The 20,729-nt window shown below is 62.9% G+C and carries 24 protein-coding genes; 16 read left to right on the forward strand and 8 right to left on the reverse strand.

Annotation, left to right across the window (positions count from 1 at the left end; genetic code table 11):
- Positions 1-4 precede the first annotated feature (4 nt).
- From ybeY to miaB, 3 genes are read right to left on the reverse strand one after another with little or no spacing between them, the layout of a single operon-like run.
- Positions 5-469 carry an rRNA maturation RNase YbeY gene (ybeY, locus tag C8C89_RS08240; RefSeq protein ID WP_101482736.1) on the reverse strand — a complete coding sequence of 155 codons (465 nt, stop codon included), beginning with the start codon at positions 467-469 and terminating at the stop codon, positions 5-7.
- Complete coding sequence (locus C8C89_RS08245; protein ID WP_133989316.1) at positions 453-1,517, reverse strand: PhoH family protein; 1,065 nt, start codon at positions 1,515-1,517, stop codon at positions 453-455. Before C8C89_RS08245 ends, ybeY begins: the two co-directional genes overlap by 17 nt.
- Positions 1,514-2,881, reverse strand: coding sequence for a tRNA (N6-isopentenyl adenosine(37)-C2)-methylthiotransferase MiaB (gene miaB, locus C8C89_RS08250; RefSeq protein WP_101482734.1), 1,368 nt, complete (start codon positions 2,879-2,881; stop codon positions 1,514-1,516). Before miaB ends, C8C89_RS08245 begins: the two co-directional genes overlap by 4 nt.
- A gap of 663 nt (positions 2,882-3,544) precedes the next feature.
- Between miaB and C8C89_RS08255 the strand changes: the two genes are divergently transcribed.
- The gene (locus C8C89_RS08255; protein ID WP_133989317.1) at positions 3,545-3,871 is read left to right on the forward strand and encodes a hypothetical protein; all 327 of its coding nucleotides are present in this window, start codon (positions 3,545-3,547) and stop codon (positions 3,869-3,871) included.
- A 141-nt stretch (positions 3,872-4,012) separates the two neighbouring features.
- Here the strand turns inward: C8C89_RS08255 and C8C89_RS08260 are convergent, their stop codons facing one another.
- Together C8C89_RS08260 and C8C89_RS08265 are read right to left on the reverse strand one after the other, a co-directional pair.
- Positions 4,013-4,858, reverse strand: coding sequence for an HDOD domain-containing protein (locus C8C89_RS08260; RefSeq protein WP_101482732.1), 846 nt, complete (start codon positions 4,856-4,858; stop codon positions 4,013-4,015).
- Positions 4,855-5,193, reverse strand: coding sequence for a hypothetical protein (locus tag C8C89_RS08265; protein WP_243857937.1), 339 nt, complete (start codon positions 5,191-5,193; stop codon positions 4,855-4,857). Before C8C89_RS08265 ends, C8C89_RS08260 begins: the two co-directional genes overlap by 4 nt.
- A 204-nt stretch (positions 5,194-5,397) precedes the next feature.
- Here C8C89_RS08265 and C8C89_RS08270 point away from each other — a divergent pair, with 204 nt between their 5' ends.
- Genes C8C89_RS08270 through C8C89_RS08285 form a run of 4 tightly spaced genes read left to right on the forward strand, consistent with a single transcriptional unit; the run spans position 5,398 to position 8,140 of the window.
- Complete coding sequence (locus C8C89_RS08270; RefSeq protein WP_133989318.1) at positions 5,398-6,960, forward strand: HAMP domain-containing sensor histidine kinase; 1,563 nt, start codon at positions 5,398-5,400, stop codon at positions 6,958-6,960.
- Positions 6,961-6,975: 15 nt separating this feature from the next.
- Positions 6,976-7,560 carry a DUF1697 domain-containing protein gene (locus tag C8C89_RS08275; protein WP_133989319.1) on the forward strand — a complete coding sequence of 195 codons (585 nt, stop codon included), beginning with the start codon at positions 6,976-6,978 and terminating at the stop codon, positions 7,558-7,560.
- Between the two features lie 2 nt (positions 7,561-7,562).
- Positions 7,563-7,964: a DUF3224 domain-containing protein gene (locus tag C8C89_RS08280; RefSeq protein WP_133989320.1), complete on the forward strand. Its 402-nt coding sequence runs from the start codon at positions 7,563-7,565 to the stop codon at positions 7,962-7,964.
- A complete protein-coding gene (locus C8C89_RS08285) occupies positions 7,961-8,140 on the forward strand; it encodes a hypothetical protein (protein ID WP_101482727.1) in 180 nt (59 codons plus the stop codon). The genes C8C89_RS08280 and C8C89_RS08285 overlap by 4 nt, the downstream gene beginning before the upstream one ends.
- A gap of 82 nt (positions 8,141-8,222) precedes the next feature.
- Here the strand turns inward: C8C89_RS08285 and C8C89_RS08290 are convergent, their stop codons facing one another.
- Positions 8,223-8,642: a hypothetical protein gene (locus C8C89_RS08290; RefSeq protein ID WP_133989321.1), complete on the reverse strand. Its 420-nt coding sequence runs from the start codon at positions 8,640-8,642 to the stop codon at positions 8,223-8,225.
- 332 nt (positions 8,643-8,974) lie between these two features.
- Between C8C89_RS08290 and C8C89_RS08295 the strand changes: the two genes are divergently transcribed.
- Genes C8C89_RS08295 through C8C89_RS08310 form a run of 4 tightly spaced genes read left to right on the forward strand, consistent with a single transcriptional unit; the run spans position 8,975 to position 11,103 of the window.
- Positions 8,975-9,328 (forward strand): metalloregulator ArsR/SmtB family transcription factor, encoded by a 354-nt coding sequence (locus C8C89_RS08295; RefSeq protein ID WP_070310209.1) that lies wholly within the window; start codon positions 8,975-8,977, stop codon positions 9,326-9,328.
- Between the two features lie 8 nt (positions 9,329-9,336).
- The gene (locus tag C8C89_RS08300; RefSeq protein WP_133989322.1) at positions 9,337-9,762 is read left to right on the forward strand and encodes a YeeE/YedE family protein; all 426 of its coding nucleotides are present in this window, start codon (positions 9,337-9,339) and stop codon (positions 9,760-9,762) included.
- Positions 9,763-9,770: 8 nt separating this feature from the next.
- Complete coding sequence (locus C8C89_RS08305) at positions 9,771-10,202, forward strand: YeeE/YedE family protein (RefSeq protein WP_133989323.1); 432 nt, start codon at positions 9,771-9,773, stop codon at positions 10,200-10,202.
- A gap of 43 nt (positions 10,203-10,245) precedes the next feature.
- A complete protein-coding gene (locus tag C8C89_RS08310) occupies positions 10,246-11,103 on the forward strand; it encodes a ChaN family lipoprotein (protein ID WP_133989324.1) in 858 nt (285 codons plus the stop codon).
- Here C8C89_RS08310 and C8C89_RS08315 read toward each other — a convergent pair whose 3' ends face one another.
- Entirely contained in the window at positions 11,104-11,931 is an 828-nt protein-coding gene (locus C8C89_RS08315) for an IclR family transcriptional regulator C-terminal domain-containing protein (RefSeq protein ID WP_133989325.1), read from the reverse strand.
- A gap of 165 nt (positions 11,932-12,096) precedes the next feature.
- On the opposite strand from C8C89_RS08315, the gene C8C89_RS08320 reads away from it, so the two are divergent.
- The 7 genes from C8C89_RS08320 (at position 12,097) to C8C89_RS08350 (ending at position 19,111) form a co-directional block, all read left to right on the forward strand.
- Positions 12,097-12,795, forward strand: a complete 699-nt coding sequence (locus C8C89_RS08320) for a 3-oxoacid CoA-transferase subunit A (protein ID WP_101482721.1) — start codon at positions 12,097-12,099, stop codon at positions 12,793-12,795.
- Positions 12,796-12,806: 11 nt separating this feature from the next.
- Entirely contained in the window at positions 12,807-13,448 is a 642-nt protein-coding gene (locus C8C89_RS08325; protein ID WP_133989326.1) for a 3-oxoacid CoA-transferase subunit B, read from the forward strand.
- A 41-nt stretch (positions 13,449-13,489) separates the two neighbouring features.
- Positions 13,490-14,692, forward strand: a complete 1,203-nt coding sequence (gene pcaF / locus C8C89_RS08330) for a 3-oxoadipyl-CoA thiolase (protein WP_133989327.1) — start codon at positions 13,490-13,492, stop codon at positions 14,690-14,692.
- Positions 14,693-14,845: 153 nt separating this feature from the next.
- Positions 14,846-16,141 carry an MFS family transporter gene (locus C8C89_RS08335; RefSeq protein WP_101484721.1) on the forward strand — a complete coding sequence of 432 codons (1,296 nt, stop codon included), beginning with the start codon at positions 14,846-14,848 and terminating at the stop codon, positions 16,139-16,141.
- 77 nt (positions 16,142-16,218) lie between these two features.
- Positions 16,219-16,914, forward strand: a complete 696-nt coding sequence (locus tag C8C89_RS08340; protein ID WP_133989328.1) for a fumarylacetoacetate hydrolase family protein — start codon at positions 16,219-16,221, stop codon at positions 16,912-16,914.
- A gap of 80 nt (positions 16,915-16,994) precedes the next feature.
- A complete protein-coding gene (locus C8C89_RS08345; RefSeq protein ID WP_133989329.1) occupies positions 16,995-17,318 on the forward strand; it encodes a thioredoxin family protein in 324 nt (107 codons plus the stop codon).
- 506 nt (positions 17,319-17,824) lie between these two features.
- A complete protein-coding gene (locus C8C89_RS08350) occupies positions 17,825-19,111 on the forward strand; it encodes an MFS transporter (RefSeq protein WP_133989330.1) in 1,287 nt (428 codons plus the stop codon).
- 57 nt (positions 19,112-19,168) lie between these two features.
- Here C8C89_RS08350 and C8C89_RS08355 read toward each other — a convergent pair whose 3' ends face one another.
- Positions 19,169-20,728, reverse strand: a complete 1,560-nt coding sequence (locus tag C8C89_RS08355) for a histidine-type phosphatase (RefSeq protein WP_243857938.1) — start codon at positions 20,726-20,728, stop codon at positions 19,169-19,171.
- Position 20,729: the final 1 nt, after the last annotated feature.

The raw sequence follows: 20,729 nt of genomic DNA on the forward strand, positions 1-20,729 counted from the left end.
GGTCTTACTCCTTGTACGGGTCGGTGATGCCGAGTTTCGCGAGGATTTCCGTTTCCAGGCCCTCCATCTCGGTGGCTTCCTCGTCATCCATGTGGTCGTAGCCCTGCGCATGCAGCACGCCGTGCACGATCAAATGGGCCGTGTGTTCTTCCACGCTCTTCTTTTGCTCGGTCGCTTCCTTTTCCAGCACGTCCGTGCACAGGATGATGTCGGCGCGCGTCGGCTCGTCGTCAGCCAACTCTTCGCCTTCGTTGTAAGCGAAGGTCAGCACATTGGTGGCGTAGTCCTTTTCGCGGTAGTCGCGGTTCAGGCTGCGGCCTTCTTCGGCATCGACGAAGCGGATGGTGAATTCGGCAGGCGCGAACAGGGCCGCCTTGACCCAGCGGCGCACTTTGGGGCGCGTGATCAGGCTTTCCAGGCGGGCGTCCGGGTATTGTACGGACAAGGACAGTTTATTTTTTTCGGACATTTTTGGCGGCTGCTGGTTTGATCAGGGGGAGTAACTGGGCGGCGTTAGCGCCGGCCGCTTGCGCCGTTTCATAGGCATCGACGATGCGCGCGACCAGCGGATGGCGCACCACGTCGGTGCTGTTAAATTGGGTGAAGCCGATACCGCGCACATCCTTGAGCACGTGCACGGCGTCGATGAGGCCACTCGTCTGGCTCTTGTGCAGGTCGACTTGGGTCACATCGCCCGTCACCACGGCCTTGCTGCCAAAACCGATGCGCGTCAGGAACATCTTCATCTGTTCGACGGTGGTATTTTGCGCTTCATCGAGGATGACGAAGGCGTGGTTCAGGGTGCGTCCGCGCATGTAGGCCAGCGGGGCGATCTCGATCACCTGTTTTTCAAACAGCTTTTGCGTGCGGTCAAAGCCCAGCAAATCGTACAGCGCATCGTACAGGGGGCGCAGGTAGGGGTCGACCTTTTGCGCCAGGTCGCCTGGCAGGAAGCCCAGACGCTCGCCCGCTTCGACGGCGGGGCGCGTCAGGATGATGCGCTTGACGGCGTCGCGTTCGAGCGCGTCGACGGCGCAGGCAACGGCCAAATAGGTTTTACCCGTGCCAGCCGGGCCCACGCCGAAGGTGATGTCGTGTTCGAGGATGTCGCGCAGGTAGGCGATCTGGTGCGGCGTGCGCCCGCGCAGGTCGCTGCGGCGGGTTTTCAGCACGGGGCTGGCGATGTCCGGCTCCACGAAGGTGCTGATGGGCGCGTTGGCGTGGTGTTCCGAGGCGGCGGACAGACCCGCGCGCTGCTCCACCAGGGCCAGCTGCACTTCTTCCAGCGGCACGACCTTGTTGGCGATGGCGTAGAACTGATCGAGGATTTCCACGGCCCGCTCGGCATTGCTGCCGCCGACGATGAATTTCTCGCCGCGGCGGAAGATCGTCACGTCGAGGGCGGCGGAAATCTGGCGCAGGTTTTCATCGAGCGGTCCGCACAAGTGCGCCAGGCGCGTGTTGTCCAGCGGCTCGGGGATGAAGTAATGCGGCTGTATCGGGGCTTTGGTTTTCAACTGGCTCTTTTCAATGCGGGGGCGCTGGCGACGAGTTCGCCGCGCAGGGTGTAGGAATGGCTTTCCGTGATGCGCACGTCGACCAGCTGGCCGAGCAGTTGCAGCGCGTCCGGGCCGGCGTCGAAATTAACCACGCGGTTGTTTTCCGTGCGGCCTTGCAGCTCGCGCGCTATCGTGTCCTTCTTCGAGAGGCCTTCGACGAGGATGGTTTGCACGCTGCCCACCATGGCCAGGCTGTATTTGCGCGTGTTGGCGTCGATGGCAGCTTGCAGTTGTTGTAACCGAGCAAGTTTAACTTCGTGCGGCGTGTCGTCTTCCAGGCTGGCGGCCGGCGTGCCGGGGCGCTTGCTGAAGATGAAGCTGTAGCTGTTGTCAAACCCCACGTCGGCGATCAGCTTCATCATGGCGTCGAAATCGGCTTGCGTCTCGCCAGGGAAACCGACGATGAAGTCAGACGAAATGGCCATGTTCGGGCGTACGGCGCGGATGCGGCGGATGATGGACTTGTATTCCAGGGCCGTGTAGCCGCGCTTCATGGCGCCGAGGATCTTGTCGGAACCGTGCTGGGCCGGCAGGTACAAATGGTCGACCAGTTGCGGGATCTTCGCATAGGCGTCGATCAGGCGTTGCGTGAATTCCTTCGGGTGGCTGGTGATGAAACGCATGCGCGCGATGCCGGGAATGTCGGCCACGTATTCGAGCAGCAGGGCGAAGTCGGCAATGTCTCCGCCTTCCATCACGCCACGGTAGGCGTTCACGTTCTGCCCCAGCAGGGTGATTTCCTTGACGCCCTGGGCGGCCAGGCCCGCCACTTCCGTCAGTACGTCTTCGAAGCGGCGCGACACTTCCTCGCCGCGCGTGTAGGGCACGACGCAATAGCTGCAATACTTGCTGCAGCCTTCCATGATGGAAACAAACGCCGAAGCGCCGTCCACCTTGGCCGGCGGCATGTGGTCGAACTTTTCGATTTCCGGGAAGCTGATGTCCACCTGCGAGGCGCCGCTGGTGCGGCGCAGGGCTATCATTTGCGGCAGACGGTGCAGGGTTTGCGGGCCGAAGACCATGTCGACATACGGCGCGCGCTTGACGATGGCGTCGCCTTCCTGCGAGGCCACACAGCCGCCCACGCCGATCAAGAGGTGCGGCTTGGCCAGTTTCAGCTCGCGCAGACGGCCCAGGTCGGAAAACACTTTTTCCTGCGCTTTTTCGCGCACGGAGCAGGTGTTGAGCAAGATCACATCGGCATCTTCCGGCGTGTCGGTGCGCACCAGGCCATCGGAGGCGCCCAGCACGTCGGCCATCTTGTCCGAGTCGTACTCGTTCATCTGGCAGCCGAAGGTTTTAATGAATACTTTTTTCTGCATGGAGTCGGGTGCTTATCGGTAAATGTGGCGGCAAATAAGTGGGGCAAATAAGTGTGGCGGCAAATAAGCTGGGCAGGGGGCTTGCGCCGTGCGCCGCTCTGGGCGGGAGGCGCTGGATGACCGGCCGGGCACCTCTGGCTGCCCGGTGGCAGGCTCGCTGCAAGTTCAGGCCATAGTTTAGCGTAAATCGCCGGGACGGGCCATGCCGCACTGACCTTGCCGACAAGATTGCAGCGTGAATACGGCGCCCGGCACGGCGATGCCGTAAAGCATTTATTGCCGTGGGACACCATTGATTTGTAACAAGTTGCTGCAAAGCCTTGTGTGCGCCCGCTGGCATCCTAATGTGTTGAAATAGCATCGTTGGCTAGCCAACCAGCAGCTTGATTGATATTTAACAATCAGGAAGTTTGCGCGAGGCGCAGATGCGGCGCGTTTGGACTGGTATATTGTTTTATATGCAATTCATTTTGGTGGATTGCAGTGCTTTTACTCACGCGGCAAGCTGTGCACGTTGGCTGGACGTGGCTGTGCGAGTCCTGTGCGGGCAGTGCAACAAGATGGGAGGGCTGAATCCGATGGAAAGACGTTTCTTTAAACACTCTAAGCCAGCCTTAAGTTCATATCGGCATTCTTTCAACATTCACTAGACGAGGAAAAATCATGACACATCATGCATTAGCATCGCAAGAGAGTTACAACCCGAATCACCTGCTGGATATTCTGCTGAGCAAGATGCAGCTGAAGAACGACGCAGCCCTGTCGCGCCTGCTCGAAGTGGCACCACCCGTCATCAGCAAGATCCGTCACCACCGCTTGCCGGTCGGCGCCTCGCTGCTGATCCGCATGCACGAAGTGACGGGCATGAGCATCCGTGACCTGCGCGACTTGATGGGCGACCGCCGCACCAAGTATCGTCTGTCCGACGCCCAGGGCCGTCCAAAAACGGAAGATCGCGGCGATGCGCAAGAATCGAATTACGCGCACTGATGTGGCGGTTGCACGCTGACTGTGCTGCTTGCGTCATTGCTGGCGGCAACAGGCTGGCGTGGACCGGGCGGCATGGACACACCGCAGTACCCATAACGGCTTTCGCTTCGCGGCGAGAGCCGTTGGCATTTGGCGCGGCGTTTAGCTCAGCAGTGCCGAGGTGATTTCGTCGTAGCGCAACTCCGTTTCGCGGAATAGCTGCAGATAGGTTTCTTCGCCCAGGCCCAGCGCATCCCAGGCCACCGTCGAGACCCGCGGCACCATGTCGTCGCCCGCCTGCGCCAGGTCGAGCGCGCAGACGATGGCATTGGCCACGTGGATCAGCGCTGCCAGGAAGCCTGCCCCCGGCGTTTCCGGCTGCAGGTAGTTGGCCAGCGCCAGGCGCATGGTGTCGGAAAAATTCCAGTGCTCGGCCAGTGCCACGCCTGCTTGCACGTGGTCTACGCCCAGCACGGCCTGCTCCGCTTCAAGCAGGCTGCAATCGTGCGCCGCCTGGTGCACGATGACTTGCGCGTATTGTGCGGGAAAGCTGCTGACCAGCACCAGGCGACCGATGTTATGTAGCAAGCCGGCCGTGAAGGCGTAATCCTGGTTGAAGCGGATCTGCCGCGCCAGCGCCTTGGCGCAAGCGGCAGTCGCTACCGAATGGCGCCAGAAGGCCTTGTCGTCGAAGCCGGGGCAGCGACCTTCCGGGAAGCAGCCCGTGATGGCGGCCGACGTGATCAGGCTGCGCGTGGTCTGGAAGCCCAGGTAAGTGATCGCCTGCTGAATGGTGGTGGCCTTCACCTGCAAGCCATATTGCGAGGAATTGGCCAGGCGCAAGGTTTTCGCCGTCAGCGCCTGATCGTATGAGACTTTTTTCGCCAGCACGGAAATATCGACGTCTTCCTGGTCTATGCTGTTGAGTAACTCCATGACGACGGCGGGCAGCGAAGGCAGGTCATCGAGGTGGGCGACAATATCGTCGAGTGTCAGCTGCTTGCTCATGCCGCGCCTCCCGTGCCCAGGCGGTATTGCGTGACATAGCTGCGCAGCAATGCGGTGGCCACGTCCTCGGGATCGTCCGGATCATGCTTGCGGAACAGATGGGCTAGCCGGGCGCTGTGGAGCGCTTGCTGTGCTGCGACTTCTTCCGGCGAGGGCGGCGGCGCCTGGATCGGCAGCATGTCGATGCCGTGGCGCGGCATCAGGGACAGCATGTTTTCCGTCAGTACCGCCCCTTGTGGCAACAGCACTTGTCCATGCGCGTCGAGCAAGACATCCGACAAGACCATGCCAGGACGCACTTGTTCAAGGGGTAGATGTTGATGCAAGACCGCCATGACGACTCCTTAGATGATTGCGGGATATTACCATTGCCATGACGCAATGTCTCAAGCTGTATCAAAGCCCTGTTAAAACGGGGATGCTGTAAATCTTGCCAATAAGCAGGTCATACCGTACATTTGATTCAGGCTGAAGTCCGTTGACGTATCTGCGCCCGCGCCGCGGGCCGGCGGCAGGCCTGGCCCGGGGAGTGTTGATCGATGGTGAGTATCCAAGTCCGGCTGACCCTGCTTTTTGTCGTGATCGTCACCTTGGTGCTCGGCATTTCTGGCAGCTACACCCAATATACACTGAGTCAGGAACTCGAATCGGGCAGCGCGCGCTTGCGCAGCGGCGTGCTCACGCGCTTGCAGACGAGCTTGCCTTCGGCCCTGTGGGATCTCGATAAATCCAAGGTCGACAGTATTGTCGCGGCTGAAATGCTGCCGCCGGAACTGGTCGGCATCCGTGTCTACGACGCCTCCGTGGGCCTGTTCGCGGGCGAAGTACGCGACGCGGCCGGCACCCTGGTGCCTTTGACCTCCGATGTGGCCATGGGCGGCACGCCCGTTGAGGCGCCGCTGGTGTTCCGCGATGCCGTGGCGGCGGCCACGGGCGGTAAACCGGTAATCGTCGGCAAGGTCATCGTCAATTTCAGCCGCGCGCAGATCGATGCGGCCCTGCGCGGCGAAGTGCGGCGCAAGGTCCTGGAAGTGTTGCTGCTTGACATCATCCTGGTGGGCGCCCTGGCGCTGAGCCTGCGCATCGTCTTCGGGCCCTTGAAGCAGTTGCGCGACGGCTTGTTCGACCTGGCCACGCGCGGCAGCGACGAGGTCGAAGAGCTGCCGGAAAACCGGCGCGATGAACTGGGCGACGTGATCCGCGGCTTCAATGGCGTGCAGCGCAAGCTCAAGTCCATCATCGAGGGCAGCCGCGAGGCGGAAGACATGGCGCGCCGCTCGCAGCAGGAAACGGCGCAGGCGATGGACGAGCTGCGCCGCGCGCAGGAATCGTTGCTGCAGTCGGAACGCCTGGCTTCGCTGGGCAGCCTGGTGGCGGGCGTGGCGCATGAAATCAACACCCCGGTCGGCATCGCGCTGACCAGCGCCTCGGTGCTGAAGGAGGCCACCGATCACCTCAGCGCAGCGGTGGCCGGCGGCAGCGTGAAGAAAACCGATATCGTGCGCTACCTGGAAACGGCCGGCGAGAGCGCGCGGCTGATCATGAACAATGCCTATCGCGCCGCGCACCTGATCCACAGCTTCAAGCAGATTGCCGTCGACCAGGTCAGCGAGGCGCGCCGTTTGTTCGAATTGCGCGACTATATTGGTGAAGTGATCTCGAGCCTGCAGCCGACCTTGAAAAAGACGCGCATCAGCATCGATATTGATTGCCCGGCTGACATCATGCTCGACAGCTATCCGGGTGCGCTGGCGCAGGTGCTGACGAACCTGGTCTTGAACTGTGTCGAGCACGCTTTCGACGCGGACACGGCCGGCAACATCCATATCGACGTGCGTCGCGACGGCGAGTGGATCTCCATGCAGGTGCGCGATAACGGCTGCGGCATCGCGCCCGACATGCTCGACCGCGTGTTTGACCCGTTTGTCACCACGCGGCGGGGACAGGGCGGCACGGGCCTGGGCTTGAATATCGTATTCAACTTGATTGCCAAGCAGTTTGGCGGCACCATCACCGTCAGCAGCACGCTGGGACAGGGCGCGACATTCCTGCTGCGCCTGCCCATGGTGACGCCGTTGCCGGAAAGCAGCAGCCCTGCATAGGCAAGGAGAAGAGACATGGCACAGCTAGAAAACACTCAGCAAGTGGCGCTCCTGCGCGGGATCAATGTGGGCCGCGCCAAGCGCGTGGCCATGGCCGACCTGCGCAAGCTGCTGGGCGACCTGGGTTTTACGCAGGTACGCACGGTACTCAACAGCGGCAACGCCGTATATGACGGGGGGGCGGTGGCGCCGGCCGAGGCCGCCGCCCGCATCGAGGAAGCGCTGGTCCTGAAACTGGGCGTGGCGGCCAGGGTGACGGTGCTGTCGGCCAGCCAGTTTGCCGAACTGATCGAACAAAATCCCCTGGCGCCCGCGGCCGATGCGGCCCGCTTGCTGACCTTGGTGCTGAACAATCCGGCCGATGTCCAGCGCCTGGCGCCGCTCTTGCAGCGGCCGTGGCAGCCGGAAGCGCTGGCGCTGGGGCGATGGGCCGCGTATGCCTGGTGCCCCGAGGGCGTGCTGGCCAGCAAGGTGGTGGCGGCACTGGGTGTCGTGTTGGGCGATGGCGTCACCTCGCGCAACTGGGCCACCATGCAAAAATTGCTTGCGCTGCTGAACGGGCCCGATCCGACCGCCACATCGTCATTTTCCAAGGAGTAATGATGCCTACCATTTCAGGTGCGTTCGACGTCACCATCACCCCGGAAACCCTGTCGGACACAGCTGCGCAGTCGGGGCTGGGACGCTTGTCGCTAGCCAAGCGCTACTACGGCGCCCTCGAGGCCAGCGCGCAGGGCGAGATGCTCAGCGTACGCGCCGCTGTGGCAGGTTCAGCCGGCTATGTGGCGCTGGAACGGCTGGAAGGCACCCTGGACGGGCGTCACGGCAGTTTTTACCTCCAGCACAGTGGCAGCATGGCGCGTGGCACGCCCAGCTTGTCCGTCAGCGTGGTACCCGACACGGGCACTGGCCAGTTGCAAGGGCTGTCGGGCAGCCTGGCCATCCGCGTCGAAGATGGCAAGCATTATTATGATTTCACGTATGACATTGCTGAGGCGCCATGAACTGGGATATCGTCAAGGGCGTGCTGATCCTGCTGGTCGCCGTCAGCGCCGTGGGCACGGCCTTCGTGCTCATGTCTGCCTCTGGACCTGACAAGGCGGGCTGCATCGCGCGCGCCCTGAAGTCTGGTATTCCTGTGGGCAATATCGAAAGAGTTTGCCGCTTGCTCAACAAGTGAGATCTTGCAGGTGAAGCAGCCAAAAAAAATTCCGCACAAGGCGGAATTTTTTTATGGCAGCGGTATTGGCCGCCGGAATGGGTCAGCCATCGAATTTTTCCTGTTTTTCACCGTGTATGCTGAAGGCCAGTAAACCCAATCCCACCAGTAACATCGAGACCATGCTCGCTTCGGGTACGGGCGGCGGCACGTTCGCGTGCTGTACGGCAGGGGTGTTGGTGGCGGTGGGCGGCGGCAGTGCGCCCTGGCGCGCACCGGCGCTGCGCCAGCGCGGGGGCGCATTGAGCGTCGTGCTCTGCGCCAGCAGGCGCGCATACGGCAAGTCCGGTGTTTCCCAGCCGGGATTGTCCGCAGTGTTATTGAAGCCGAAACTGTCGTCGCTCACGACCTGGGCGTTTACTGTGTGCGGGTTGCCTGGCGTGTCAGCTCCGATTGCCACCGCATTCCCTGCACTGGCCGACAGCGTCAGCATGGTCATGCATAGCGACTGAAGTATCTTCATCTTTGACTCCCTGGTTCACCGTGCGGCGCGGCCGAAACCGGCATGCGCTTGGACGGACAATGCGCCTGTACGGGGGCGTATCACGATTTTTCTGACGAGATATTATTACATCACAAATCGTGGCAATTTTGCTACGTATATTTGCTTTAAATTACGAATATTTATCATTTTGATAGCGCGAAAACTATCGTTGCCTCACACTTTGCATGAGCACGCTATCGCTGAAAAAACACTGTTGTTTTTTTGTGCGAATCGCCAGCAGAAAAACAATATATTGATTAGTATATTGTTTATCGCATGATGCACAACATGACCGCCTGTGGGAGGGCAAGATGGAGACAGTCGCAACACAACACGCTGAGTACAACCTCGATGCCATGCGTGGCTCGGCCTATAAGGCCAGCTCGCTGCTCAAGGCCATGGGCAATGCCGATCGCCTGATGCTGCTGTGCCAGCTATCTCAGGGCGAGCATTGCGTCAGCGACCTCGAGCAAAAAGTGGGCATAGGCCAGCCGACCCTGTCGCAGCAACTGGGCGTGCTGCGCGAAGAGATGCTGGTGGCCACGCGGCGCGACGGCAAACAGATTTATTACCGCGTTGCCAGCGCACCCGTGCTGGCCGTGCTGCAAGTGCTGTATGCGCAATTTTGCGCGCCGCGCCCCCCGTTCAACGACGAAGCAGACTGAGGCTTGTCATGAATATTGCTTGGCAGAATTTTACGCCGTGGGCGTCGCTGGCGGGCGGCATGCTGATCGGCCTGGCGGCTGCGCTATTGATCCTGTTTAACGGCCGCATCGCCGGCATCAGCGGCATCCTCGGCGGCTTGCTGCGCCCGCGCAGTGGCGACCTGGCCTGGCGTATCGCTTTTCTTGCCGGTCTGATCGGCACGCCCTTACTGTATTCGCTGTGGCAAGCCTTGCCGCCCGTGCAGATCGAGGCGGGCACGACGGGGCTGATCGTGGCGGGCTTGCTGGTGGGCGTGGGTGTGCGCTATGGCGCCGGCTGTACCAGCGGCCACGGCGTGTGCGGCCTGTCGCGCCTGTCACCCCGTTCGCTGGCAGCCACTTGTGCCTTCATGGCGGCCGGTTTCCTCACTGTCTATCTGTTGCGCCATCTGTGAGCAAGCTTATGAGCAAGCTGATCCTTTCCCTGTTGAGCGGCCTAGTCTTTGGAATGGGCCTGATCGTTTCCGGCATGGGCAACCCGGCCAAGGTGCTCGGTTTCCTCGACCTGGCCGGCGCCTGGGATCCATCGCTGGCGCTGGTGATGGGCGGCGCCATCGGCGTGGCCATGCCCGCCTTCTGGCTGGCGCGCCGGCGCAGCACGGCGCTGCTGGGCGAGCCCATGCAATTGCCGGCGTCGCGGCGCATCGACCGGCGCTTGCTGCTGGGCAGCCTGGCCTTTGGCGCGGGCTGGGGCATCGCCGGTTTTTGTCCCGGCCCCGCCCTCGTCTCCCTGCTGGCGGGCCAGCCGAAGGCCTGGATGTTTGTCGCCGCCATGCTGGCCGGCATGGCCCTGTTTGAAGTGCTGGAGCGCCGCAAGCTACCCCCGCCGGCCTGAGACGGTACAATCTGGCGCATCGCCACTTTGGATACCCGCTTACATGAAGACCGTGATTTTCCGCGCCGGCGCGCGCGCCGCCCTACTGTGCAGCGTGCTGGCATTGGCCGCCTGCGGCAGCTTGCTGAAGAAGGAAGCGCAGCCCGCTCCCGCGCCCGTGGCTGACACCTTGCCCAATCCACAAGTGTTGCTGCTGGGGGAAGTGCATGACAATGCACAAGGCCAGCGCTTGCGCGTCGCAGAGTTGCAGCGCCGCCTGGCGGCTGGCTGGCGTCCCGTGATTGTCATGGAACAGTTCGACCGCGAAAACCAGGCCTTGCTGACGCGCGCCGCGCGCGATTGCGCCGACCCCGATTGCATCATCCGCGTGATGGAACAGCCGCGCTGGGACTGGAGCTTGTACCGGCCCGTGCTGGACCTCGTCATCAGCTACCAGCTGACCCTGGTCGCAGGCAATTTGTCGCCGGCCGATGCCTCGCGCATCGTGCGCGACGGCATCCAATGGGCCATGCCGCCGGCCATGGTCGCCACTTACCTGGCCGCGCCCGTACCGGCCGATATTCTGGAAGGGCAACAGAAGGAAGTCCAGGCGGCCCGCTGCAATATGCTGCCCGACATGATGATCAAAGGTGTCGTCAACGCCCAGGTGGCGCGCGATATCTGGATGGCCAAGCTGATCCGCGACCAGGCGCCGCGCGACGTGGTGCTGATCGCCGGCAATGAGCACGTGCGCAAGGACATCGGCGTGCCCCGCTGGCTGAAGCTGGCCGACCCGCAACTGAACATGCGCAGCATCGGCTACCTGGAGCAGGGCGGCAGCGGCTACAAGGGCACGTTCGACCTGACGCAAACGATGCCGGCGCAACCGCGCCCGGACCCGTGCGCGAAGTTTAAAAAATAATCACTGCTGCACCCGCACCAGGGCGCTGACCCGGCTTGCCGTATCGAGCAGTTTCGGCAAGCTGTGTTCCAGCAGATGCGCTACGGACGGCCCCGCCGTCTGGCCGCTGACGTTGATCGCCGCCACCACCTTGCCGGCCCGGTCGAACACGGGCGCGGCCAGGGCGATCAAGCCCTGCTCGAGTTCTTCCTGCACCAGGCACCAGCCCTGGCGCCGCACTTGCGCAATTTCCTCCATCAGGACGTCGATATCGACCTTGGTCGCCGGCGTGATCTTCAGCAGCGCCATTGTCGACAGCCGTTCGCGCAACATCTCGGGCGGCAAGCCCGACAGCAACACTCTGCCCATCGAGGTGCAGTACGCGGGTAATCGGCTGCCGATGCCCAGGTTGATCGACATGGTGCGGTGCGCGGACAGGCGCACGACATAGACGATGTCGTCGCCGTCGAGCACGGTGGCCGAGCACGACTGGCGCACGGTGTGCATCAGCTCTTCCAGCAGCGGCTGCGCCTGTGTCCAGACGGGCAAGGACGACAGATAGGCGTAGCCGAGGTCGAGCACCTTGGGCGTCAGGCGGAACAGCCGTCCATCCGCTTCCACATAGCCGAGATGCAGCAAGGTGTGCAGGATGCGCCGCGCGCCCGCGCGCGTCAGCTGCGCCCGCTCCGCCACTTCGCTCAGGGTTTGTCGCGGCGCGTCGGCGCCAAAGCTGCGCAGCACGGCCAGGCCCCGCGCAAACGATTGCACATAGCTGTCGCCGGGACGCGGCGCGCCGTCGGCATCGGGGAGTTCTTCGGCGGAAACGGGCGTGCTGCTGCGTGCGGTCATGGCAATTCCAATGGGTCAAGGTGGCAATTATAGCCATGGCGCTGGTGAAAACGGCAAATTGACAAGCGCACCGATCAGGCATATTCTCACGAATAAGTTCTAAATACGAATATTTGTTCGTTATACGAACAAATTGATGATGTGTTTGATTTGTAGGAGACAGCAATGATCGACAAACTGCGTTCCAGCGTCCTTGAGGCGCTGGCCGATATCCACGATGGCGCCACCGTCATGATTGGCGGCTTCGGCGGCGCTGGCCAGCCGGCCGAGCTGATCGACGGCTTGATCGCCCAGGGCGCCCGCGACCTCGTCATCGTCAATAACAATGCGGGCAATGGCGATACGGGCCTGGCCGCCCTACTGAAAAACGGGCAGGTGCGCAAGATCATCTGCTCCTTCCCCCGCCAGGCCGATTCCCACGTCTTTGACGCGCTGTACCGCGCGGGCAAGCTGGAACTGGAACTGGTGCCCCAGGGCAACCTCGCCGAGCGTATCCGCGCCGCCGGCGCGGGCATTGGCGGCTTCTTCACCCCCACGGGCTATGGCACGGATCTGGCCAAGGGCAAGGAAACGCGCGAGATCGACGGGCGCATGTATGTGTTCGAGTCGCCCATCCACGCCGATTTCGCGCTGATCAAGGCGGAGCAGGGCGACCGCTGGGGCAATCTGACCTACCGCAAGACGGCGCGCAACTTCGGCCCCGTCATGGCCATGGCCGCGAAAGTGAGCATTGCCTCCGTGCACGAGGTTGCCGAACTGGGCAGCATCGATCCCGAGCACGTCATCACGCCGGGCCTGTTCGTGCAGCGCATCGTGCAAGTGCCGCGCACGGCCACCGGCCCTGCCGGCTTCAAAGCTGCCTGAGGAATATCACAATGAATAAATGGAATCGAGATCAAATGGCGGCCCGCGTGGCGGCCGACATCCATGAGGGTGCCGTGGTGAACCTGGGCATCGGCTTGCCGACGCTGGTGGCGAATCACTTGCCGGCCGGCGCGGACATCATCCTGCACAGCGAAAACGGCGTGATCGGCATGGGCCCGGCACCCGCGCCGGGAGAGGAAGACTATGACCTGATCAACGCGGGCAAACAGCCTGTCACCCTGCTGGCGGGCGGCAGTTATTTCCACCATGCCGACAGCTTCGCCATGATGCGCGGTGGCCACCTGGACATCTGCGTACTGGGCGCTTTTCAAGTCTCTGCCACGGGCGACCTGGCCAACTGGCACACGGGTGACCGAGATGCCATTCCCGCCGTGGGCGGGGCCATGGACCTGGCCATCGGCGCGAAAAAGACCTGGGTCATGATGGATTTGCTGACCAAGACGGGTGAAAGCAAGCTGGTGCAGGCGTGCTCGTATCCGCTGACGGGCATAGCCTGCGTCAGCCGCATCTACAGCGACCTGGCCGTGATTGACCTGTCCCACGCCGGCGCCGCCGTCGTCGAGCTGGTCGATGGCTTGAGCTTTGAGCAGCTGCAAGCCTTGACGGCCGTGCCGCTGAGGGACGCCCGCTAATTCACCATCTACACTCGATACACTTTCTTGGAGGAAAGAACATGACCCACGCTTATATCTGCGACGCGCAGCGCACCCCATTCGGCCGCTATGGCGGTGGACTCGCCGGCGTGCGCGTCGACGACCTGGGCGCCGTGCCCATCCGTGCCTTGATGGCGCGCAACCCGAACGTGGACTGGACGGCCGTCACCGACGTGCTGTACGGCTGCGCCAACCAGGCTGGCGAGGACAACCGCAACGTCGCGCGCATGGCCGCCTTGCTGGCCGGCTTGCCCGACAGCGTGCCGGGCGCCACCCTGAACCGTTTGTGCGGTTCGGGCCTGGACGCCATCGGCAGCGCGGCACGCTTCATCAAGAGCGGCGAAGCGGGCTTGCTGATCGCCGGCGGCGTGGAAAGCATGAGCCGCGCACCGTTTGTCATGGGCAAGGCGGACAGCGCTTTTTCGCGCGGCATGAAAATGGAAGACACGACCATCGGCTGGCGCTTCATCAACCCCTTGATGAAGGCCCAGTATGGCGTCGATTCGATGCCGGAAACGGCGGAAAACGTGGCCGTCGAGTTTGGCATCAGCCGCGCTGACCAGGATGCGTTCGCCCTGGCCAGCCAGGTGAAAGCGCTGGCGGCGCAGCAGGCGGGCGTGTTCGACAGCGAAATCTGCCCCGTCAGCATCGCGCAAAAGAAGGGCGATCCCATCGTTGTCGCCCGCGACGAGCATCCGCGCGCCACCACCCTGGACACCCTGGCCAAATTGAAACCCGTCGTGCGCGCCGACGGCACGATTACTGCCGGCAACGCGTCCGGCGTCAACGATGGCGCGGCGGCGCTGCTGCTGGCCGACGAGGCGAACGCGGCCCGCTTTGGCCTGACGCCGCGCGCGCGCGTCGTGGCCATGGCGACGGCCGGCGTGGCGCCGCGCATCATGGGCATCGGCCCCGCGCCCGCCACCCTGAAAGTGCTGGCCATGACGGGCTTGAGCCTGGCCGACTTCGACGTCATCGAACTGAACGAAGCGTTTGCCGCGCAGGGCCTGGCCGTGCTGCGCCAGTTGGGCTTGCGCGACGACGACCCGCGCGTCAACCCGAACGGCGGCGCCATTGCCCTGGGCCATCCGCTGGGCGCGTCCGGTGCGCGCCTGGCGATGACGGCCGTCAACCAGCTACACCGCACGGGTGGACGCTATGCGCTTTGCACCATGTGCATCGGCGTAGGACAGGGGATTGCGCTGGTGCTGGAACGCGTCTAGATCCTGTGCGTCCGCAGGCGAAAAAATTTGCCGGCAGTACGTATTAACGCGTATGCCGGGCACCTTTTTGACCCTGATCAAGGGCGTATGATGCAAAACCAGCCCGGGCAACCAGGCTGGCGTTGGCTTTTTTACATGAACAAGAAGATTGATATGACATCCCACGATACTCCGCATGACGTTGCGCAGCTGACTTCCCAGCAGCGCATCAAGGCCATCATTGGCGCTTCCTCCGGTAACCTGGTCGAATGGTTCGACTTCTACATTTACTCGTTCTGCGCGCTGTATTTCTCGCACGCCTTCTTCCCTTCCGGTAACCCGACCACGCAGCTGCTGCAGACGGCCGGCATCTTTGCCGCCGGCTTCCTCATGCGTCCCGTGGGCGGCTGGCTGTTCGGCCGCATCGCCGACAAATACGGCCGGCGCCAGTCGATGATGATTTCCGTGCTGATGATGTGCGGCGGCTCGCTGATGATCGCCGTCATGCCGACCTATGACACCATCGGCGCCTTCGCCCCGTTCCTGCTGCTCGTGGCGCGGCTGTTCCAGGGCCTGTCCGTGGGCGGCGAATACGGTACCAGCGCCACTTACATGAGTGAAGTGTCGGAGTCGGGCAAGCGCGGCTTCTTCGCCTCGTTCCAGTACGTGACCCTGATCGGCGGGCAGCTGCTGGCGCTGCTGGTGCTGGTGGTCTTGCAGCAATTGCTGACCCTGGAAGAACTGCGCGCCTGGGGCTGGCGCATCCCGTTCGTCTTCGGCGCCCTGGCGGCTCTGGTGTCGCTGAACCTGCGTAAATCCCTGACGGAAACGACCACCGCCAGCGAGCGCAAGGATAAAGACGCGGGCAGCCTGCGCGGCTTGCTCAAGCACAAGCGCGCCTTCATCACCGTGCTGGGCTTTACGGCCGGCGGCTCGCTGGTGTTCTACACATTTACCACCTACATGCAGAAATACCTGGTCAACACGGCCGGCATGGATACCAAGACGGCCAGCGCCGTCATGACCTGCGCCTTGCTGGTGTACATGATTCTGCAACCGGTGTTCGGCGCCCTGTCCGATCGCATCGGCCGCCGCACCTCGATGCTGTTCTTCGGCGGCCTGGCCACCCTGTGCGTGTTGCCCATCATGCATGCCTTGAAAGACATCAGCAGCCCGTACGCGGCGTTCGGCCTGATCATCATCGCCCTGGCCATCATCAGTTTCTACACGTCGATCAGCGGCTTGATCAAGGCGGAAATGTTCCCCGTCGAAGTGCGCGCGCTGGGCGTGGGCCTCTCGTATGCGGTTGCCAACGCCATGTTCGGCGGTTCGGCCGAGTACGTGGCGCTGCAGTTCAAGGCCTGGCACGTGGAAGAGTATTTCTATTGGTACGTGACCATCATGTGCCTGATTTCCTTCATCGTTGCCATCCGCATGCCTGACCCGAGCCGCTCTGGCCTGCTGAAGTAACGTTGCCGTAAAATGGGGGACACTGCGGTGTCCCCTTTTTCATCACCGCCTTTTTATCGTGCCGATCAGGAGTCCTCATGCCGTATGTTATTCCCGCAGCCATCCAGCCCAGCGTTCCCGTCGCCGGCAGCGTCGATACTTTCCCTGTCCATCGCATCTATTGCGTGGGCCGCAACTATGTCGACCACGCCAAGGAAATGGGCCACACGGGCCGCGAGGCGCCGTTTTTCTTCATGAAACCAAACGACGCCGTGCTGCCCGTGCCAGCGGGCACGACGGGCGAGCTGCCGTACCCGGCGCAAACGCAGGATTTCCAGCACGAGATGGAACTGGTGGTGGCCATCGGCAAGGGCGGCAGCGATATCGGCGTGGCCGATGCACTGAGCCATGTATGGGGGTATGCGATAGGCCTGGACATGACGCGCCGCGATGTGCAGGGCGCAGCGAAAAAGCAGGGCCGTCCTTGGGAGACGGGCAAGGCGTTCGAGCACTCGGCACCCATCGGTTCCATTACCCCGGCCGCGCAGGCGGGCAACGTCAGCCATGCCGCCATCACCCTGCGCGTGAATGGTGAACTGCGTCAAGGCAGCAGCATCGACATGCTGATCTGGAACGTGGCCGAAACCATCGCCGACCTGTCGACCTACTTCACCCTGCAGCCAGGCGATCTGATCTACACGGGCACGCCGGCCGGCGTGGCGGCCGTGCAGCGCGGCGACGAGCTGGTGGGCGCCATCGACGGCCTGGGCGAACTGCGCGTCAAGATCGTGTAAAGCGCCCTGGCGCACAGCACAGCAAGCCCGCATGGCGCACAATCGCCTTGCGGGCTTTTATTTTGACTCAAGGAGATACCATGCTGAGCGACACTTATTCTGTAGCGCAACCCACGCGTGCCGAGATCGACGCCCTGGCGGGGCCGGCCCTGCTGGAATTTGGCACGGGCTGGTGCGGCCACTGCCGCGCCACCCAGGCGCCGCTGGCCGCCGCATTTGCGCAACACCCCGACGTGCTGCACCTGCGCGTGGAAGACGGGCCCGGCCGCGCGCTGGGGCGTTCATTCCGGGTGAAACTGTGGCCAACCTTGATCTTTCTCAAGGACGGCCAGGAAGTGGTGCGCCTCGTACGCCCGCTCGACAGCGCGGAGATCGGCAAGGCGTTTGCCCTGATCGAGGCCTAACGGGCTTACATTATCTTGCCGCACTGCACCACTGCGCGTATGATAAGCCGCTTACAGCAAGATCAACCGCATCCTTAGTGATGCAGCGCGATGATCGCCGGCCTGCTCCACCCGGAGGGGCCGCAGGCAAGGATTCACCACAAATGACCGATGCCGCGATGCCGACGCGCGGGTCTGGTACGGAATGCCTGGCGATACGCCGGGCCTGATACACGTCGCCCATCCCCTGACGCCTTTCCTGCCGTGCCCCGGGTAACCGGATGGCGCACGACCGTTGTTTCTCTACATCAGTACTGATCACAGCGCGTTAGCGCGCGTTGCCGGCAGTTCGCTACGGCAACAAAAACCGTTGTTTTTTGTTTGCAAATTTAATAGCAAATGCGCGGCAAACGCTGGCGCGCACGGCTATGATATGCCAACAACGCGCCTAGACAACGTGCTGTGCTGCTGCCTGAAAAAACATCCAGAGAATGGCCTTTAGACACCCTCCCCAAGGAGCGCAGTAAATGAGCACCCCCCCCAAGAAAAATTCCCCCGGCACGGTGCTGTTCGCCAGCCTGATCGGCACCACCATCGAGTTCTTTGACTTTTATATCTACGCCACCGCCGCCGTGCTGGTGTTCCCGAAACTGTTCTTCCCTGCCGGCGATCCGTCGGCCGCCGTGCTGCAGTCGCTGGCCACGTTCGCCATCGCCTTCTTCGCCCGCCCCATCGGTTCGGCCGTGTTCGGCCATTTCGGCGACCGCATCGGCCGCAAGGCCACCCTCGTCGCAGCCTTGCTGACCATGGGCATTTCCACCGTCATCATCGGCTTGCTGCCGACCTACGCCGCCATCGGCACGCTGGCACCATTGCTGCTGGCGCTGTGCCGTTTCGGCCAGGGCCTGGGCTTGGGCGGCGAGTGGGGCGGCGCGGTGCTGCTGGCCACGGAAAACGCGCCACCGGGCAAACGCGCCTGGTACGGCATGTTCCCGCAACTGGGTGCGCCAATCGGCTTCTTCCTGTCGGGCGGCATCTTCCTGCTGCTGAGCGAAACCATGACCGATGAACAGTTCTTCAGCTACGGCTGGCGCATTCCATTCCTGGCCAGCGCGCTGCTGGTCATCGTCGGCCTGTACGTGCGTCTGAAGATCACGGAAACGCCGGACTTCCAGAAAGTCATCGACAAGAACGAGGTCGTCAAACTGCCCGTCGCCACCGTGTTCCGCCAGCATGGCCGCATGCTGTTCCTGGGCACCATCATCGCCCTGGCCACCTTCGTGCTGTTCTACCTGATGACGGTGTTCGCGCTGAGCTGGGGTACGACCAAGCTGGGCTTCACGCGCAAGGAATTCCTCATCGTGCAGCTGTTCGCCGTGCTGTTCTTTGCCCTGACGATTCCGTTTTCGGCCGTGCTGGCCGACCGCCGCGGCCGCCGTGCCACCATGATCTGGGTCTCCGTCGCCATCGCCATCTTCGGCCTGGTGCTGGCCCCGATGTTCGGTTCCGGCGTGACGTGGGAAGTGACGCTCTTCATGGCTGTCGGCCTGGGCCTGATGGGCATGACCTACGGACCGCTGGGCACCATGTTGTCCGAGCTGTTCCCGCCCGAAGTGCGTTACACGGGCGCCTCGCTGACGTTCAACTTGGCCGGTATCCTGGGCGCTTCGTTGGCGCCGTACATCGCCACCTGGCTGGCCACCAACTACGGCTTGCAATACGTGGGCTACTACCTGTCGCTGGCCGCCGTGCTGACCCTGGGTGCGCTGTTGATGGTGGGCAAGCCACGCGAGGGCAAGGAAGCTTGGCAGTAACTGCTTTCCTCTAGCCGTACGAAAGCCGTCAGCTGAGCTGGCGGTTTTTTTGCGCCGTTATTTCGCCGCCACGTGGTCGTAACAGGCTTTGAGCCCCGTGTAATCGTAGAAGACGCTGCCCGGCGCGATGCGGGCACTGTCGCACGATGGCTGGAAGGGCGTTTCCTTTTCGTTGTACAGCAGGCGCACGATGAGTTGACCGTCGCCGTTGCGGTACACGTCCCACTGCATGTTGGCCGCCAGTGGCGAGACGGTCTGGCCGCGCCATGGATGATTGTCATAACCATAGCTGGCCGAAGCCGGCAGCGCCTGCTGCAAGCCCATGGCCGATGCCAGCGGGATGATCATCTCGGCGTGCGTGAAGCGCAGCTTGGCCGCGTGGCGCAGATCACCTGCGGCCAGCGCATCGACTTCCTTGAAAAAATCCTCGCGCAAGGCCAGCGCGAAACGCCAGGTGACGCCGGCACTGTCCGTGGTGGACGGCCCCTTCTTGTAAAAATCCTCGTGGTCGGCCACCGAGGCGTAATAGCGCGCATCGTCGGCCGGCATGTAGCGGCTGAAATCGGCCTTCACCTCGTGGCGCATGCCGGCGGCGATGGCGTACAGCTCATACAGTTTCGTCGCGGCCGCATTCACGCTGCGGATGGCCGTCTTGCCGCTACCCTTCAGGGTGCGCGTGAGTTTGCCGTCCGCGCTGGTGAACGTGTAGCTGCCCGTATCCGCATAGCTGGTGGAGCCGCCGTTAAACTGCGCGAGGAAGGCGGGCGTGAACAAGCGCTCCAGCACCTGGCGCGCATGCTTGGCTGCTGCCGGCTGCCTGGCGGGGGGAGTCATCAGCGTGTCCAGCCGCTTGGTCCTTTCGTAGCGCTGGTAGGCCTGGCTGGCGGCATAGGTGGCGAAATACGGGTTGGCGCGATCAGCGACAAAATCCGTCTGCGGCGCCAGCTTGTGCGCGTACAGCAGGAAACGATTCACGCCATCCGGTTGTGGGGCCGGTGTGCGTTCCTGCGGATACGGGGCCGGTGCCGGCGGCAGATACATCAGCGGCGCGAGCGCCGGCGCATGCTCGAGCAGCGACTGCGTGAAAAAGCGTGCGCTGTCGCGCGCGCGGTCCACGCCGGAATGGATGGTGACGAGCTGGCGCGGCGCCGTCGCGGCGTCTTGCCCCACTTGCGCAAACAGGGTGGGCAGGCGCGCCAGCATGCGTACGGCCAGTTGCCGGTGTTCCTCGATGCCCGTCTGCGACAGATTGCCGTAGCCGGGCCGCTCGATGCCGGCCACGCCATAGCCAAGCAGGGCGTTGGACTGCATCAGGGCCAGGATATCGGGGCCCAGTTCGCGCCCCAGGGGCGTCAAGGCATCCTGCGCGGCGGCCTGCTGCCACATCGCGTACAAGGCCGCGTCGCCCTTCATGCCCGTCAGCCCGCGCGCACCGTGGCGCGCCACCAGTTGCGTGTAGATGGGCTGGAAGCCGGCCGGGGGCGCGGCATACGTGGCCGGGTCCTGCTGCGGCGCATACGGCGTCTTGGTTTGATAGTCGCCGTCGAAGGCCAGGGCGGGACTGGCGTACAGGGCCAGGGCCAGCGGCACGCTGGACAGGGGAAGCGATAGGGGCATG

This window comes from Janthinobacterium sp. 75, from assembly GCF_004365495.1.
Taxonomy (GTDB): domain Bacteria; phylum Pseudomonadota; class Gammaproteobacteria; order Burkholderiales; family Burkholderiaceae_D; genus Janthinobacterium.

Excerpts from the sequence above, each read along its gene's own strand:
- ybeY (WP_101482736.1), bottom strand. The coding sequence starts at position 469 with ATGTCCGAAAAAAATAAACTGTCCTTGTCCGTACAATACCCGGACGCC.
- miaB (WP_101482734.1), bottom strand. The coding sequence starts at position 2,881 with ATGCAGAAAAAAGTATTCATTAAAACCTTCGGCTGCCAGATGAACGAG.
- C8C89_RS08255 (WP_133989317.1), top strand. The coding sequence starts at position 3,545 with ATGACACATCATGCATTAGCATCGCAAGAGAGTTACAACCCGAATCAC.
- C8C89_RS08260 (WP_101482732.1), bottom strand. The coding sequence starts at position 4,858 with ATGAGCAAGCAGCTGACACTCGACGATATTGTCGCCCACCTCGATGAC.
- C8C89_RS08265 (WP_243857937.1), bottom strand. The coding sequence starts at position 5,193 with ATGGCGGTCTTGCATCAACATCTACCCCTTGAACAAGTGCGTCCTGGC.
- C8C89_RS08270 (WP_133989318.1), top strand. The coding sequence starts at position 5,398 with ATGGTGAGTATCCAAGTCCGGCTGACCCTGCTTTTTGTCGTGATCGTC.
- C8C89_RS08275 (WP_133989319.1), top strand. The coding sequence starts at position 6,976 with ATGGCACAGCTAGAAAACACTCAGCAAGTGGCGCTCCTGCGCGGGATC.
- C8C89_RS08280 (WP_133989320.1), top strand. The coding sequence starts at position 7,563 with ATGCCTACCATTTCAGGTGCGTTCGACGTCACCATCACCCCGGAAACC.
- C8C89_RS08285 (WP_101482727.1), top strand. The coding sequence starts at position 7,961 with ATGAACTGGGATATCGTCAAGGGCGTGCTGATCCTGCTGGTCGCCGTC.
- C8C89_RS08290 (WP_133989321.1), bottom strand. The coding sequence starts at position 8,642 with ATGAAGATACTTCAGTCGCTATGCATGACCATGCTGACGCTGTCGGCC.
- C8C89_RS08295 (WP_070310209.1), top strand. The coding sequence starts at position 8,975 with ATGGAGACAGTCGCAACACAACACGCTGAGTACAACCTCGATGCCATG.
- C8C89_RS08300 (WP_133989322.1), top strand. The coding sequence starts at position 9,337 with ATGAATATTGCTTGGCAGAATTTTACGCCGTGGGCGTCGCTGGCGGGC.
- C8C89_RS08305 (WP_133989323.1), top strand. The coding sequence starts at position 9,771 with ATGAGCAAGCTGATCCTTTCCCTGTTGAGCGGCCTAGTCTTTGGAATG.
- C8C89_RS08310 (WP_133989324.1), top strand. The coding sequence starts at position 10,246 with ATGAAGACCGTGATTTTCCGCGCCGGCGCGCGCGCCGCCCTACTGTGC.
- C8C89_RS08315 (WP_133989325.1), bottom strand. The coding sequence starts at position 11,931 with ATGACCGCACGCAGCAGCACGCCCGTTTCCGCCGAAGAACTCCCCGAT.
- C8C89_RS08320 (WP_101482721.1), top strand. The coding sequence starts at position 12,097 with ATGATCGACAAACTGCGTTCCAGCGTCCTTGAGGCGCTGGCCGATATC.
- C8C89_RS08325 (WP_133989326.1), top strand. The coding sequence starts at position 12,807 with ATGAATAAATGGAATCGAGATCAAATGGCGGCCCGCGTGGCGGCCGAC.
- pcaF (WP_133989327.1), top strand. The coding sequence starts at position 13,490 with ATGACCCACGCTTATATCTGCGACGCGCAGCGCACCCCATTCGGCCGC.
- C8C89_RS08335 (WP_101484721.1), top strand. The coding sequence starts at position 14,846 with ATGACATCCCACGATACTCCGCATGACGTTGCGCAGCTGACTTCCCAG.
- C8C89_RS08340 (WP_133989328.1), top strand. The coding sequence starts at position 16,219 with ATGCCGTATGTTATTCCCGCAGCCATCCAGCCCAGCGTTCCCGTCGCC.
- C8C89_RS08345 (WP_133989329.1), top strand. The coding sequence starts at position 16,995 with ATGCTGAGCGACACTTATTCTGTAGCGCAACCCACGCGTGCCGAGATC.
- C8C89_RS08350 (WP_133989330.1), top strand. The coding sequence starts at position 17,825 with ATGAGCACCCCCCCCAAGAAAAATTCCCCCGGCACGGTGCTGTTCGCC.
- C8C89_RS08355 (WP_243857938.1), bottom strand. The coding sequence starts at position 20,728 with ATGCCCCTATCGCTTCCCCTGTCCAGCGTGCCGCTGGCCCTGGCCCTG.